Origin of the sequence: Pseudarthrobacter sp. C1 (assembly GCF_034720455.1) — a bacterium.
Lineage (GTDB): Bacteria > Actinomycetota > Actinomycetes > Actinomycetales > Micrococcaceae > Arthrobacter.
Window position 1 is genome coordinate 409,527 of the sequence record NZ_JAYESK010000004.1, and the last position, 14,102, is coordinate 423,628.

11 protein-coding genes are annotated in these 14,102 nt (G+C 66.3%); 5 read left to right on the plus strand and 6 right to left on the minus strand.

Going from position 1 to position 14,102, the window contains the following annotated elements; genetic code table 11:
- Window positions 1-46 precede the first annotated feature (46 nt).
- The 4 genes from U7114_RS09545 to U7114_RS09560 are packed head-to-tail and all read right to left on the minus strand — an operon-like array spanning window position 47 to window position 4,021.
- Window positions 47-406 carry a non-heme iron oxygenase ferredoxin subunit gene (locus tag U7114_RS09545; RefSeq protein ID WP_323057182.1) on the minus strand — a complete coding sequence of 120 codons (360 nt, stop codon included), beginning with the start codon at window positions 404-406 and terminating at the stop codon, window positions 47-49.
- Window positions 407-429: 23 nt separating this feature from the next.
- Window positions 430-1,713, minus strand: a complete 1,284-nt coding sequence (gene sufD / locus U7114_RS09550) for a Fe-S cluster assembly protein SufD (RefSeq protein ID WP_321216189.1) — start codon at window positions 1,711-1,713, stop codon at window positions 430-432.
- A gap of 2 nt (window positions 1,714-1,715) precedes the next feature.
- Window positions 1,716-3,179: a Fe-S cluster assembly protein SufB gene (gene sufB / locus U7114_RS09555; RefSeq protein ID WP_104997916.1), complete on the minus strand. Its 1,464-nt coding sequence runs from the start codon at window positions 3,177-3,179 to the stop codon at window positions 1,716-1,718.
- On the minus strand, window positions 3,179-4,021 hold the full coding sequence (locus U7114_RS09560) for a helix-turn-helix transcriptional regulator (RefSeq protein WP_370460741.1): 843 nt from the start codon (window positions 4,019-4,021) through the stop codon (window positions 3,179-3,181). The genes sufB and U7114_RS09560 overlap by 1 nt, the downstream gene beginning before the upstream one ends.
- 103 nt (window positions 4,022-4,124) lie before the next feature.
- Here U7114_RS09560 and U7114_RS09565 point away from each other — a divergent pair, with 103 nt between their 5' ends.
- The 4 genes from U7114_RS09565 to U7114_RS09580 all read left to right on the plus strand — a co-directional run bounded on the left by U7114_RS09565 (window position 4,125) and on the right by U7114_RS09580 (window position 7,869).
- Complete coding sequence (locus U7114_RS09565; RefSeq protein ID WP_323057183.1) at window positions 4,125-5,093, plus strand: ABC transporter ATP-binding protein; 969 nt, start codon at window positions 4,125-4,127, stop codon at window positions 5,091-5,093.
- Window positions 5,090-5,881 (plus strand): ABC transporter permease, encoded by a 792-nt coding sequence (locus U7114_RS09570; RefSeq protein ID WP_157242358.1) that lies wholly within the window; start codon window positions 5,090-5,092, stop codon window positions 5,879-5,881. Before U7114_RS09565 ends, U7114_RS09570 begins: the two co-directional genes overlap by 4 nt.
- A 7-nt stretch (window positions 5,882-5,888) precedes the next feature.
- Window positions 5,889-6,833 carry a COX15/CtaA family protein gene (locus tag U7114_RS09575; protein WP_323057184.1) on the plus strand — a complete coding sequence of 315 codons (945 nt, stop codon included), beginning with the start codon at window positions 5,889-5,891 and terminating at the stop codon, window positions 6,831-6,833.
- A gap of 157 nt (window positions 6,834-6,990) precedes the next feature.
- Window positions 6,991-7,869 (plus strand): type II CAAX endopeptidase family protein, encoded by an 879-nt coding sequence (locus tag U7114_RS09580; RefSeq protein WP_323057185.1) that lies wholly within the window; start codon window positions 6,991-6,993, stop codon window positions 7,867-7,869.
- Between the two features lie 93 nt (window positions 7,870-7,962).
- Here U7114_RS09580 and U7114_RS09585 read toward each other — a convergent pair whose 3' ends face one another.
- Together U7114_RS09585 and U7114_RS09590 are read right to left on the minus strand one after the other, a co-directional pair.
- On the minus strand, window positions 7,963-10,215 hold the full coding sequence (locus U7114_RS09585; protein WP_416235550.1) for a SulP family inorganic anion transporter: 2,253 nt from the start codon (window positions 10,213-10,215) through the stop codon (window positions 7,963-7,965).
- Between the two features lie 292 nt (window positions 10,216-10,507).
- Window positions 10,508-11,467 carry a heme o synthase gene (locus U7114_RS09590; RefSeq protein ID WP_323057187.1) on the minus strand — a complete coding sequence of 320 codons (960 nt, stop codon included), beginning with the start codon at window positions 11,465-11,467 and terminating at the stop codon, window positions 10,508-10,510.
- Between the two features lie 507 nt (window positions 11,468-11,974).
- Between U7114_RS09590 and tkt the strand changes: the two genes are divergently transcribed.
- Window positions 11,975-14,092, plus strand: a complete 2,118-nt coding sequence (tkt, locus tag U7114_RS09595; RefSeq protein WP_157243214.1) for a transketolase — start codon at window positions 11,975-11,977, stop codon at window positions 14,090-14,092.
- Window positions 14,093-14,102: the final 10 nt, after the last annotated feature.

The window sequence follows — 14,102 nt, forward strand, 5'->3', positions numbered from 1 at the left end:
CCGCGGTGCGCTCTCTGTCTGGAAGTTGGTTCGTAATTCTGTGGTGCTAGCTGAAGTTCGGAGCTTCGGCGCCGTTGAGGACAGTGGTGACGTCCACGTAGACCTCGTCCCCGCGGACGTCGACGGCGAACACCGGGACGGGATCGTAGGCCGGCAGCTGCAGCGGCTGCCCACTGCGCAGATCGAACTGGGACCCGTGGCCCCAGCACTCGATGGCGCAGCCCTCGACCTCGCCCTCGGACAGCGAAATGTCCGCGTGCGAGCAGGTGTCGCCGATGGCGTGGATCTCCCCCATGGAGTCCTTGACGATGGCCACAGGGTAGTCGTCGATCAGGATCCGCAGCGCCTGCTTCAGCTGGATTTCATCCACCTTGCAGACAAGCTCGCCCTTTGGCTGGTCAGTCATCTGTAAACCGTGCTCCGTGCTTCCTAGTTGTCCGTGAGGGCGAGCTCGTGCTCAACAGCCTCGGTCAGCCGCTCCTCGATGGAGGTGACCTTGATCTGCTGGATGATCTCGTTCAGGAAGCCGCGGACCACCAGGCGGCGGGCAACGTCCTCGGGGATGCCGCGTGCCATCAGGTAGAACAGGTGCTCGTCATCCATGCGGCCGGTGGCGCTGGCGTGGCCGGCACCCTCGATCAGGCCGGTCTCGATTTCGAGGTTGGGCACGGAGTCGGCGCGGGCACCGTCCGTCAGCAGCAGGTTGCGGTTGGCCTCGTAGGTATCGGTGCCTTCGGCTTCCTTGCGGATCAGGACGTCGCCAACCCAGACTGCGTGGGCGTTCCGGCCCTGCAGCGCGCCCTTGTACAGCACGTTGGACTTGCAGTTGGCCACGGCGTGGTCAACGAAGAGGCGCTGCTCCAGGTGCTGGCCGGCGTCGGCGAAGTACAGGCCGAACATCTCGGCTTCGCCGCCGGGGGCGGTGAAGCGGGCCGACGGCGTGACGCGGACGAGGTCGCCGCCGAGGCTCACCATGACGTGCTTGAGCTTGGCGTCGCGGCCGATCTTCGCCTGCTGGGAGGAGGCGTGGACGGCGTCGTCGTTCCATTCCTGGAGCGTGATCACGGTCAGGTTCGCGCCGTCTTCCACGATGATCTCGACGTTTTCCGAAACAACGGCGGAGCCCCTGTGGTTCAGGACAACCACCGCTTTGGAGAACTTCTCTGCGACTATCACGAGGTGCTGGGCGGCGGCTTCGAGGGACGTGCCTTCGATGTCCACGTTGATCTCCGACGTGGCTTCGAACTCGGACGGGATGGTTACCACCGTCGCGCCGGCGAAGTTCTCCCAGGCGTTGGCGGACACGCGGTCCTCGGGGATGCCGGCCGTACCGATGCGCTGGTCGTCACGGCCGACGCTCTCAACGATGACCTGCTCCGGACCGGTGACAACCACTGCGGGCGCCGCGCCGGAAAGGACCTCGGTGTGAAGGCCGCGGAGGCGCTTGAGCGGGGTGAACCGCCAGTCTTCCTCCATGCCGGTCAGCGGCTTGAAATCGGCAAGCCTGTAGGACGTCAGGCGGCCGGCGCGTGAGCTGTCCGGGACACCGACGCCGCCGCCGTGGGAGTGGCGCTTGGCCGGAGCGCCGGCAAGCGGTGCCTTGTTGCCGGCATTGATGGGAGAAAGGCTCTCGCCTTCCTCCGTGAAGCCGTCAATGAACGGCTGGGCTGAGGGCGCGCCGATGCGTGCCTTTTCAGTAGTGATTTCAGTCATCGTTATCCGACGGACCCTTCCATCTGCAGTTCAATCAGGCGGTTCAGCTCAAGTGCGTACTCCATGGGGAGCTCGCGGGCAATCGGCTCGATGAAGCCGCGGACGATCATCGCCATGGCTTCGTCTTCGCGCATGCCGCGGGACATGAGGTAGAAGAGCTGCTCTTCGCTGACCCGGGAAACAGTTGCCTCGTGGCCCATCACGACATCGTCCTCGCGGATGTCGATGTACGGGTAGGTGTCCGAACGGCTGATGGTGTCCACCAGCAGCGCGTCGCAGCGGACGGTGTTTGCGGAGTGCTTGGCGCCTTCGCGGACCTGGACCAGGCCGCGGTAGGCTGCGCGTCCGCCGCCGCGGGCCACGGACTTGGAGATGATGGAGCTCTTGGTGTTCGGCGCGATGTGGACCATCTTGGAGCCGGTGTCCTGGTGCTGGCCTTCGCCGGCGAACGCGATGGACAGGGTTTCGCCCTTGGCGTGCTCGCCTACGAGGTAGACGGCCGGGTACTTCATGGTGACCTTAGAGCCGATGTTGCCGTCGACCCATTCCATGGTGGCGCCTTCTTCGCAGATGGCACGCTTGGTCACCAGGTTGTACACATTGTTGGACCAGTTCTGGATGGTGGTGTACCGGACGCGGGCGCCCTTCTTCACGATGATCTCCACGACGGCCGAGTGCAGCGAGTCCGAGGTGTAGATCGGCGCGGTGCAGCCTTCGATGTAGTGGACGTAGGAGTCCTCGTCGGCAATGATCAGGGTCCGCTCGAACTGGCCCATGTTTTCGGTGTTGATGCGGAAGTATGCCTGCAGCGGGATGTCCACGTGGACGCCCTTGGGCACATAGACGAAGGAACCGCCTGACCACACCGAGGTGTTCAGCGACGCGAACTTGTTGTCGCCCACGGGGATGACCGTGCCGAAGTACTCCTGGAAGATCTCCGGGTGCTCCTTGAGGGCGGTGTCGGTGTCCAGGAAGATGACGCCCTGGGCTTCGAGGTCCTCGCGGATCTGGTGGTAGACAACCTCGGACTCGTACTGTGCAGCAACACCGGAGACGAGGCGGCTGCGCTCGGCTTCCGGGATACCCAGCTTCTCGTACGTGTTGCGGATGTCCTCGGGCAGGTCTTCCCAGGTGGCAGCCTGCTTCTCCGTGGAGCGGACGAAGTACTTGATGTTGTCAAAGTCGATGCCGGAGAGGTCCGCACCCCACGTGGGCATGGGCTTCCGGTCGAAGTACTTCAGGCCCTTGAGGCGCAGGTCGAGCATCCATTCCGGCTCGCTCTTCTTGGCCGAAATGTCCCGGACTACCTCTTCATCGAGCCCACGGCGGGCGTTGGCGCCGACGTCGTTCTTGTCAGCCCAGCCGTACTCGTAGTTGCCGATGCCGTGAAGCTCGGGATTCTTCTCAAGAATCTCCGAGATCACAGTGTTTTCGGCGACTGCTTTCTCTGATAGTTGGTCCGTCATCACGGCCTTTCTTGCTGATGGTTGGTTACTTCATTCAGGCGGGCGGGGGCTGCCGGGAGCGGTTTAGGCCCTCCGGCAGACAGCCTTCCTGTGGGAATGTGGGTGGTGCAGACGTGGCCGCCGCGGGCAAGTGTGGAGAGCCGGCGTACGTCTACCCCCACCAGCCTCGAGAACACTTCGGTCTCCACATCGCAAAACACGGGGAAACGGGCGGCGAGTTGCTGGATGGGGCAATGGCCCTGGCACAGCTGGACACTGGAAAGGGCTGCCGGCAACGGAGCCTTGGCCTCGATGGAGGCTGCCGACGCCACGAAGTTGTCCCGGCTCAGGGCGTCCGCAAGCGCTTTGGCGCGGTCGGTGATGTCCGGACCCGCCTTTTCGATCTCGGGCGCATACCGGCGCTCCATGTCCGCAAAGCGCTCGACGGCGAAGGCCCGCACCGCGTCCGGGCCTGCCATTTCCTGGAGCTGCTGGAGGGCGAGGGCCGCAATATCAAGGTAGTCGTTGCCAAGGCTCGACTGGCCTTGGGAACTAAGGACGTAACGCCGGGCGGGGCGGCCTGCCCCTGCACCCGACTTGGCCACCCGCTTGACTTCGATAACGCCGGCGCGGGACAAATGGTCCAGGTGGCGGCGGACTGCCGCGGGCGTGAATCCCAGCAGGTCGCCCAGTTCGGCGGCACTTACCGGTCCGTGTTCCAGGACCGCAGCAAGGACGCGGTCGCGGGTACGCTCATCTGCGTCAGCCACCGGCCCTGCGGGCATGACGCCGCCTTCCGCGGAAACAGCGGAAGCCCCGTGCCGGACAACAGGCACAGCAGTAGCGTTGGTCATGGAATACACAACACAATAGTGTCGTAATTTAGTCCCGGGTTCCAGTAAGGCGAGGCTGACCTGACCCGCAACAGCGGACTGCCGGCAATACTACTTCCCGTAGAATACTGGGGTGCGATCGCCCCAATCCCCCGTCCTGTCCATTAACGGGCTCATCAAGGATGTAGGTCCGCTTTCCAGCCTGGACGGAAAAATGCTCCGGGTGGTGGGCGGCATCTCACTCGTCGCCGAGCGCGGGCAGGTCACGGCACTGCTGGGTGCCAACGGTGCAGGCAAAACCACCACGCTCGAATGCGCCCAGGGCCTGCAGAAGCGCAGCGGCGGCAGCATCACCCTGCTGGGCCAGGACCCGGCGTCGGCAGGGGCCGACCTGCGGTCCCGCGTAGGCGTGATGCTCCAGGACGGCGGCCTCCCGCCGTCGGCCAGGCCGCTGCCGCTGCTGCGGCACATTGCCGGACTCTACGCGCGCCCCTGGCCCGTGGAGGACCTGGTTGAGCGGCTGGGGCTCGACGCGTTCGGCCGGACCACCGTCCGGCGGCTCTCAGGCGGCCAGAAACAGCGCCTTGCCCTCGCGGCAGCATTGATCGGCCGGCCGGAAGTCCTGTTCCTCGACGAGCCGAGCGCCGGGCTGGATCCGCAGTCCCGCCAGCTTGTGTTCGAGCTGATCGGCGAACTGCGGGATGCCGGCCTGGGAATCATCCTCACCACGCACCTGATGGACGACGCCCAGCGGCTGGCCGACTACGTCTACATCATCGACGGCGGCCGGAACGTCGCCGAAGGGACAGTCCAGGAACTCCTTCAGCGCGGACCCGCGTTGGAAGCAGGCGCCCACCACGTGCGGACCCTCTCCTTCGAGGCGAAGCCGGGACTGGACCTGTCCGCCGTGCTGCCCGCCGACGTCGTCATCTCCGAGGAACGGGCCGGCAGCTACACCGCCACCGGTACTCTGACCCCCCGCCACCTTGCAGCCCTGGCAGAGTGGTGGGCCGTCCACGACATCATGCCCGCTTCCATGACCCTGCAGGCGCGTAGCCTTGAAGACGTCTTCCTGGACATCTCGGGAAAGGACCTCCGATGAACGGGACTCCCGCGGGTGCCGCAGGCACCGCTCCAGGCCCCGGCCGCCAGTCGCCCGCACCCCTGCTGCGGCGCATACTGCTGCAGGGCAAGTACGAAGCGCTGGCAATGCTGCGCAATGGCGAGCAGCTGATCCTCGCAGTGGTGCTGCCGCTGCTGGCGCTTGCCGGCCTGACCGTGACACCCTTCCTGGACGGGCTCGGACCCACCCGCATCGATGTGGCGGTGCCCGGCATCCTCGCCCTTTGCGCCATGTCCACGGCCTTTACCGGGCAGGGCATCGCCACCGGATTCGACCGGCGCTATGGCGTGCTCCGCTTCCTCTCCACCACGCCGCTGGGCCGCGGCGGGCTGATCGCGGGCAAGGTGCTTTCGGTCCTGGCGGTGCTGTGCCTGCAGGTTGCCGTGGTGGCCGCCGTTGGGCTGGCTTTGGGGTGGCGGCCGACGGCGGCCGGCTGGATTCCGGGGCTCCTGCTCCTTGCGCTGGGGGCGGCGGCTTTTACTGCCTTGGGCCTCCTGGTGGCCGGAACTGTCCGCCCGGAAGCCACCCTGGCCATCACCAACCTGCTGTGGATCCTCCTGGGGGCCCTCGGGGGCATCGTGATTCCCGCGGAAAGGCTCCCCGCCGGGGCCCAGCAGATCGTTGCATACCTGCCCTCGGGCGCACTCGGCGAAGCCCTGCGGGACGCCTTCCTGCACGGTGCGGTGAATGGCGCCGCCGCCCTCATACTGGTGCTCTGGACAGTCATAGCCGGCGCAGCAGCAATCCGTTGGTTCAAGTGGAATTGAGATATTCGTGAGCACCGCCTTCCGCCTTCCTGAGTTCGCCGGCCGCCTGGCGGCGCGGCTGCCCCGCACTGTGGACACCAGCGTCCGCCGCCTGGCCGTAGCTTCCCTGATCGGGCAGACCCTGCTGGTGGTCACCGGTGGCGCCGTACGGCTGACCTCGTCCGGCCTGGGCTGCCCCACCTGGCCCCGCTGCACTGACAGCTCCCTGGTGAACACCCCCGAGATGGGCATCCACGGCTTCATCGAATTCGGCAACCGCCTCCTCACCTTCGCCCTGGCCGCCGTCGCCGCTTTGATGCTGGTTTACCTGTGGAACCTGCGCAAGGAGCGGCGCGACCTTTTCCTGCTGGCACTGGGCCTCCTGGCCAGCATCCCCGCCCAGGCCGTGATCGGCGGCATCACCGTCCTCACCAACCTGAACCCCTGGGTAGTCGGACTTCATTTCCTGGTATCCATGGCGCTGGTGGTGTTCGCCGCGCTTCTGGTCAACCGGGCATTCGGCCGGACCGGCCGGTTCCGGACCGTTCCCCTCGCCGTCCTGCCCGGCGCCATGCGCCCGGTGACCGCCGCCGTCGCGCTTTTTTCCGCTCTCGCGGTCATGCTGGGCGTGGTGGTAACGGGAGCCGGCCCCCACGCCGGCGACGCGGACGCTCCGCGCAATGGGCTCGACTGGGACCTGTTCTCCCACATCCACGCCGTGCCGGCTTACCTGGTGACCGCAGGAACCCTGGTTGCGCTTGCGCTGGTGCTGCTGCGACGGATCACAGGCCCCATCCGAACGGCAGTCCTGGGACTCCTTGGCGTGACAGTCCTCCAGGCCGTCATCGGCTTCACCCAGTACTACAACGGCATCCCGGCCCTGCTGGTGGCCGCCCACATGCTGGGGGCCGCGCTGCTGATGGTTGCCTCCACGAACGCCTGGGATCTCGCAAAAGCAAGTCCGGTGGAATAACCCCCTGCAGCGGATCGGTCCGGCCGCTGCCAATCTGTGACCAACGCCCCTACTCCCCCGACCCCTGCGCCATCAGGCTGGGTATTGAAACACTTTGGCTTGCTCTCTGGTGCCGAAAGGCGGTCCCAGGGGGGGGCTACGGGCAGGAGGATCCGCGATGGCAGGCCAGCCACAGCCCGGAGTCCCGCTGCCAGGGGTACCTGCCGGCAGCGGGAACGGACCAACAGCGTTCATGCGGCGGCATCCCGCCCCTGCCTACTACCTCCTGACCTTCGCCATCTCCTGGGGCGCCGTAGCTGCCATCCAGGGTGTGGGGCCGGTACCGATGGGCGTCGCGCTAACGGCAGGCCCGCTGGGCCCGGCGGCCGCAGGCGTCCTCCTCACCTGGCTCCTGCACGGAAAAGCCGGCCTGCGGCAGCTCGGAATCCGGCTCCGTACATGGCCGGCCGGTGCACGCTGGTACGCGGTTGCGCTCCTGACCGGACCCCTGGTCATGGCTGCCACTGCGGCTGCTGTCACATGGGCGTTCCCGGGGTTCTACCGGAGCTTTGCCACCCCCGGTGAACTGGCCATCATCGTGCTGGCCGGCGTCGTGGTGGGAACCGTGGTCGGCAGCCTGGAAGAGCTCGGCTGGACAGGCTTTGCGCTTCCCCGGCTCCGGCAGCGGTTCGGCATCCTCTCCACCGGGCTCATCATGGGCCTGCTGTGGGGCGCCTGGCACTACCCCATGTTCGCCGGGAGCGCTGATCCGTCAGGAGCCGTACCCGCCGCCCTGGTGGTGGCCGTGTACCTTTTCGCGTGGCTTCCCCCGTACAGGGTGCTGATGGTGTGGGTGTACGAGCGGACGGGGAGCCTTCCCCTGGCGATGGCGATGCATGCGCCACTTTCGGCGGCCGCTTTCATCCTCTCCTTCATGGCGGCCTCCGGCACTGGATCCGGCCTTGCCATCCTGGTTCCCTCGCTGGCCTGGGGCATGGCGTTCTGGGCGATCGCCGCCGTCGTCCTGGTGGTCAAAGCCGTCCGCCCGAAAAATTGAACCTTTCGCCGGGACTCCCCTCGCGACACCTGAGGGAAACATTCACTCTTCATTCCGCGCCGGAGCGCGGGCGCCTTGGTCCTGCCGTTCGCGTCACCCGGCACACACCGGGGCGGCGGCCCGGTCCGGGTCCAGGAACCGGATGCCGGTGGGTTCCACCAGTAGCACCCGCGCCGTGGCGATGTCATAGAACAGCCCTGTTGCCTGCACTTTGCCGGTAACGAGTTCCGGGCCAACCGCCGGATGGCGTTCCAGCTTGCGCAGCTGAATGGCAACGTTCACCATGGCCAGCTGGTCCACCTCGTTGTAGCCTGCGGCTGCAGCTTCCAATGCAACCGGATGCTCCGCGAGAAGCTCGGCGTAGCTGGGCCTCGCGTGGTCCAGCCAGGAATCGAAGGCCGCCCCCAAAACACCATTCCCCTTGCCGTTGGCCTCCTCGACCAGCGCCTTCATGGCACCGCAGTTGGAGTGCCCGCAGATCACGATCGAATCCACGTTCAGGCCCTTGACGGCGAAGGCCAGGGCCGAGTCAATCGAGGCATCCTGGCCCTCGTGGCACACCACGTTCCCGATGTTCCGCAGGGTCAGCAGGTCGCCCGGGCCGCTGCTGGTGATCAGGTTGGGGTTGAAGCGGGAATCAACGCAGGCGATAAACAGGGTGTCCGGGTTCTGGCCCTCTGCCAGATCCCGGACCAGGGGCCGGACCTGGTGGGCGAACCGCCGGTGGTACTTGCTGATCCCCTGAAGAAGCGAATCCAGCGGCCCGGCCTGCCGTCCGGCTGCTTCCCCGGCCCCTTCCCGGGTTGGCATGGCGGACTGCCATGACGTCCTGGGCGGCAGCGGAAGCTCCCTGGCGTCCTGGCGCTTGGGCGTGCGGTCAGCAGCATCCTGGAACAGGCTGTTGCCGTGTTCCTCAAGGCGGACCTTTCCGCCGGCCGCCTCGTATTGCCTTTGCCAGGCGATCAGCGCCTCGCGGAATGCGTGGTCAACGTAGTCCGCGTTCAGCTCCACCACAACCCCCTTGCCGTTCGGCACGGAATGCAGCACGCGGCTGAGCCGCGGCAGGGCGAAGAAGCTGCAGGACCCCGCGACGGTGATGCGCCAGGGATCCGACGACGAAACGGGCTTGTGTGCGTGGACCGCCGCCCGCAACACACGCCAAAGCACGCTCGCCGCCGCCAGCACGAGGCCGATCATGACACCTTCGAGCAGGTTCAGGAAGACGACACAGAGGAGGGTCACGGAGTAGATCAGGAGGTCGCCCGTGCGGAGGCTGATCCTGATGTCCGCAATTTTGATGAGGCGCGCGCCGATCACCACAAGGAGGCCCGCAAGGACGGCCAGCGGGATGAGCTGGATCAGTCCGGCGAAGATGGCGGAGAAGGCAAGGACCCAGATGCCGTGCAGGACTGCGGACGAACGGGTGGCGGCGCCGGCTTCCACGTTCGTGGCGCTGCGGACGATGACGCCGGTCACGGGCAGTCCGCCCAAGGACCCGGAAACAATGTTGGCTGCGCCCTGGCCCACGAGCTCCCTGTCCAGGTTGGTGCGGGGGCCGTGGTGCATTTTGTCCACGGCGACGGCGGACAGCAGCGATTCAATGCTGGCGATCAGCGCCATTGAGATGACGGCGAAGGCAACGGCGCGCCAGTTGTCGTCGGGCAATTGCGGCAGCGCGACGGCGTCGAAGATCGACCCTTCGAGGGAAATGCGTCCCACCCCGGGAGCGAAGGCGATGGAAAGCGCGGTGCCGGCGGCGACGGCGGCAAGCGGCCCCGGAATACGGCGCACCGCCGCGGGAAGGTGCTTCCAGCCGAGGAGGATTACGACGACGGCCAGTCCCAGGAGGGCTGCGTGCAGTTCGACATTGGTGATAGCTGCAGGCAAGCCCACGATGTTCTCAACAGCCGAGCCGGCCGGCTGGCCGCCAAGCAGTACGTGGATCTGCTGAAGGATGATCGTGACGCCGATGCCGGCCAGCATCGCCTTCACTACCACCGGCGAGACTGCCAGCGCGGCGCGCCCCACGCGGCTGAAGCCCAGCAGCATCTGCACGACGCCGGCCGCTGCGGTGATGGCGCACGTCACCTGCCAGCCGAACTCCTGGACCAGCCCGGCCACGACGACGGTGAGTCCGGCCGCCGGTCCGCTGACCTGCAGCGGAGACCCGCCCAGGCTGCCGGCAACGATGCCGCCGATGGCGGCCGCTATGAGGCCCGCCATGATGGGCGCACCGGATGCCGCGGCAATACCAAGGGAAAGTGGCAGTGCCACGAGGAACACCACGAGTGACGCCGGGACGTCTGCGCCCAGATTGCCAGGGAACTTCAGGCGGCGCCGTCCCATCCCCCCGCTCCCTGCTCCGGGCGGACTGGTCGCGGTGCGGACGGAGGATGGATCGGGTGCCTGTGCCATGGAACTTCCTTTGCTAGCGGGCAGGATCCCCCCACCGTAACCACGCCGTCATTTCAAATGACAGGAAACGTGATCCACATGACAAAAACGTCATACGCCCGGGCGCTACAGAAGGCGGCCCCCGTGGGGCTGAGTCCAAAGTGCAAGGGCGTTGCGGAAAGTCCCGCGGAAAGTAATGGAGAGCTGCGGGTGCGAAAGGAACCCGCCGGACCGCTTTCCCCTGCTAGCCGGCCATGACGGCGGGCCCGACGAACGGGTCTACCGCCAGGGCGATGAAGAGCAGGGTGAGGTAGCTGATGGAGCCGTGGAAGACCTTCATGGCCCGCTTGTCGGAGATGTCCTCACGCTGTGCCCTGTTGTAGAGGGCGTGCGACTCGTAAAGGAACCAGGCCCCGGCCAGGACGGCGGTTACGGTGTAGACCCAGCCGGCACCGCCCGCGGGAACCATCAGGAGCGAGCAGGCCACCATGGCCCAGGCGTAGAGGACCACCTGCACGGAAACCACCTGGGCGCCGGCGATGGCGCCGAGCATGGGGACCTTGGCGTTGCGGTAGTCCTCGCCGTAGCGCATGGACAGCGGCCAGTAGTGCGGTGGCGTCCAGAGGAAGATCACCATAAAGAGGATGACGGCGGGCCATTCCACCGAGTTGGTGACGGCGGCCCAGGCAATCAGCACGGGGAAGCAGCCGGCCGCCCCGCCCCACACGATGTTCTGCGCGGTGCGGCGCTTGAGGATCATCGTATAGATCACCACGTAGAAGAAGATCGCCCCAAGCCCAAGCCACGCGGACAGCGGGTTGGCGCCGAACCAGAGGATGGCGATGGCGGCGGCACCGAGGAGCCAGGAGAAGACCAGCGCCTCGCGCGGGCTGACCTCACCGGTGACCAGCGGCCGGTTCTCCGTCCGGTGCATCAGCCTGTCGATGTCGCGGTCGATGTAGCAGTTGAAGGCTCCGGCGCTGCCTGCAGCAAAGGCCCCGCCCACCAGCGTGGCCAGGATGAGCCCGATGGACGGAAAGCCGCGTTCCGCATAAATCATGGTGGGCAGCGTGCTGACCAGCAGCAGTTCAATGACGCGGGGCTTGGTGAGGGCGAGATACGCCTTTGCCTTACGGGCGATCCCGGGTCGCGAGGCCCGGGATGCGTTCAGCGGCGTATCTGTTGTGCTCACGGTGGCAGTCACCCGTTCTGTTGGCAGTTCTGTCTGGCTGTCCAGCTAGTCATGCGGCCCGGTCCAACCGGGCGCCCGCGGAACAGTGATCCACGCAACAGCCGGGAGTGCGGGCGGCTGGAATTATTCCCCGACCCGGCGCTGGCCTCCGAATATCATACCGCGCCGGCCTGCTCCCGACGGCCCGCCATTAGGTGCTGGTGATTGCTCGCGCACCGATTCGAGCAGATTAACTCAACCTCACTTCAGACGCATTCATATAAGCGGAAATTGCGTCCAAAACGTGAGATTTGCAGCGACCAAAGGATGGAATAGAGCTAAGCTGTCACAAGATCAGCACGCAGCGAGGAAGCAGTGGAAAACGCATTCCCTGACTGGCCAGTGGCTGAGTGAAAAGATCAACGTTTCGATGGTGAACGGCTGGTACACACCGAGCGGGCGCCACACAGCGTGCCTTTGTACGGATCCCGTGTGCCGCCTGCCATCAGCACAGAGAGGGGCCCGGTTTTCGTGCCACATTTGGAAGAGCAAGAACTGTCTTGGACCAGCCTGGACCAGCGCGCGGTGGACACCATCCGCGTGCTGGCCGCGGACGCGGTGGAGAAGGTGGGCAACGGCCACCCCGGAACGGCCATGAGCCTGGCGCCGGCCGCATACCTTCTTTTCCAGAAGCTGATGCGCCACGATCCCCGCAACCCTGACTGGCTGGGCCGTGACCGCTTCATCCTCTCCCCCGGCCACACCTCGCTCACCCTTTACATCCAGCTGTTCCTTTCCGGCTACGGCCTGGAACTGAAGGACCTGCAGGCACTGCGCACCTGGGGCTCGCTGACCCCCGGCCACCCCGAGTACAAGCACACCGCGGGTGTCGAGATCACCACCGGCCCGCTGGGCCAGGGCCTGGCGTCCTCCGTCGGGTTCGCCTACTCCCAGCGCCGCCAGCGCGGACTGTTCGACGCCGATGCTCCCGCCGGCGAGAGCCCGTTCGACCACACCATCTGGGTTATCGCCTCCGACGGCGACCTGCAGGAAGGCGTCACGGCAGAGGCTTCCTCGCTGGCCGGCCACCAGGAGCTCGGCAACCTCGTCGTTGTCTACGATGAGAACCACATCTCCATCGAGGACGACACCGACATCGCCTTCACCGAGGATGTCCTGAAGCGCTACGAGGCCTACGGCTGGCACGTCCAGCGCGTGGACTGGACCAAGACCGGCGAGTACAAGGAAGACGTGCAGGAGCTGTACTCCGCACTCCTCGCCGCCAAGGCCGAGACTTCGAAGCCCTCGATCGTCTCCCTGCGCACCATCATCGGCTACCCGGCACCCAAGAAGCAGAACACCGGCAAGATCCACGGTTCCGCGCTCGGTGCGGAGGAAGTCGCAGCGCTGAAGGAAGTCCTGGGCTTCGATCCCGCCAAGTCCTTCGACGTCGACCAGGATGTCCTGGCCCACGCCCGCGCCGTCGTCGACCGCGGCGCCGCTGCCCGCAAGGAGTGGGAGGAGTCCTTCAACGCATGGCAGGCAGCCAACCCCGAGGGCGCGGCCCTGCTGCAGCGCATCGAGGCCAAGGAACTTCCCGAAGGCCTGGACTCAGCGCTTCCGGTGTTCCCCGCCGGCAAGGACGTCTCCACCCGCGCCGCCTCGGGCAAGGTCCTGAACGCCCTGGGCCCGGTCCTGCCGGAACTGTGGGGCGGCTCGGCCGACCTCGCCGAGTCGAACAACACCACCATCGAGGGTTCGCCGTCGTTCGTTCCCGCCTCCAAGCAGACTGACGCGTGGTCCGGTAACCCCTATGGACGGGTCCTGCACTTCGGCATCCGCGAGCACGCCGCAGCTTCGATCGTGAACGGCATCAGCCTGCACGGCCGCACGCGTGCGTTCTCCGGCACGTTCCTGATCTTCAGCGACTACCAGCGCCCGGCCATCCGCCTTGGCGCGCTGATGGGTGTCCCGTCCCTGTACGTCTGGACGCACGACTCCATCGGACTGGGCGAGGACGGACCCACCCACCAGCCGGTGGAGCAGTTGGCCTCGCTGCGCGCCATCGTGGGGCTGGATGTTGTCCGTCCCGGTGACGCCAATGAAGTCGCCGTTGCGTGGAAGACCATGCTGGAGAACCACAGCAACCCTGCCGGCATCGTGCTGACCCGCCAGAACATCCCCACGTGGGAGCGCGGCGAAGGCGAGGCCGACGGCGACACGTTCGGTTCCGTTGCGGGCGTCGCCAAGGGCGGTTACGTCCTGGCCGAGGCCGCCAAGGACGGCGCCACCGTCCCGGCCGACGTCATCCTCATCGCCACCGGTTCCGAGGTCCAGCTGGCCGTGCAGGCCCGCAAGGCACTGCAGGGCGAAGGCATCGCCGCCCGCGTCGTCTCCATGCCCTGCGTTGAGTGGTTCAACAAGCAGGACGCCGCCTACCGCGAATCCGTCCTGCCGGCCGCCGTCAAGGCACGCGTGTCCGTTGAAGCAGGACTGGCCCTTGGCTGGAAGGAATTCGTCGGCGACGCCGGCCGTTCCATCAGCCTCGAGCACTACGGCGCTTCCGCAGACTACAAGCGCCTCTTCCAGGAGTTCGGCCTCACCGCAGCAGCAGTTACCGCGGCCGCCAAGGACTCCCTCGCCAGCCTCCAGGCATAACCCCAATTTT

What these genes read in the sequence shown, in the direction of transcription:
- U7114_RS09545 (WP_323057182.1), bottom strand. Translation starts at nt 406, where the DNA reads ATGACTGACCAGCCAAAGGGCGAGCTTGTCTGCAAGGTGGATGAAATC.
- sufD (WP_321216189.1), bottom strand. Translation starts at nt 1,713, where the DNA reads ATGACTGAAATCACTACTGAAAAGGCACGCATCGGCGCGCCCTCAGCC.
- sufB (WP_104997916.1), bottom strand. Translation starts at nt 3,179, where the DNA reads ATGACGGACCAACTATCAGAGAAAGCAGTCGCCGAAAACACTGTGATC.
- U7114_RS09570 (WP_157242358.1), top strand. Translation starts at nt 5,090, where the DNA reads ATGAACGGGACTCCCGCGGGTGCCGCAGGCACCGCTCCAGGCCCCGGC.
- U7114_RS09580 (WP_323057185.1), top strand. Translation starts at nt 6,991, where the DNA reads ATGGCAGGCCAGCCACAGCCCGGAGTCCCGCTGCCAGGGGTACCTGCC.
- U7114_RS09585 (WP_416235550.1), bottom strand. Translation starts at nt 10,215, where the DNA reads ATGGGACGGCGCCGCCTGAAGTTCCCTGGCAATCTGGGCGCAGACGTC.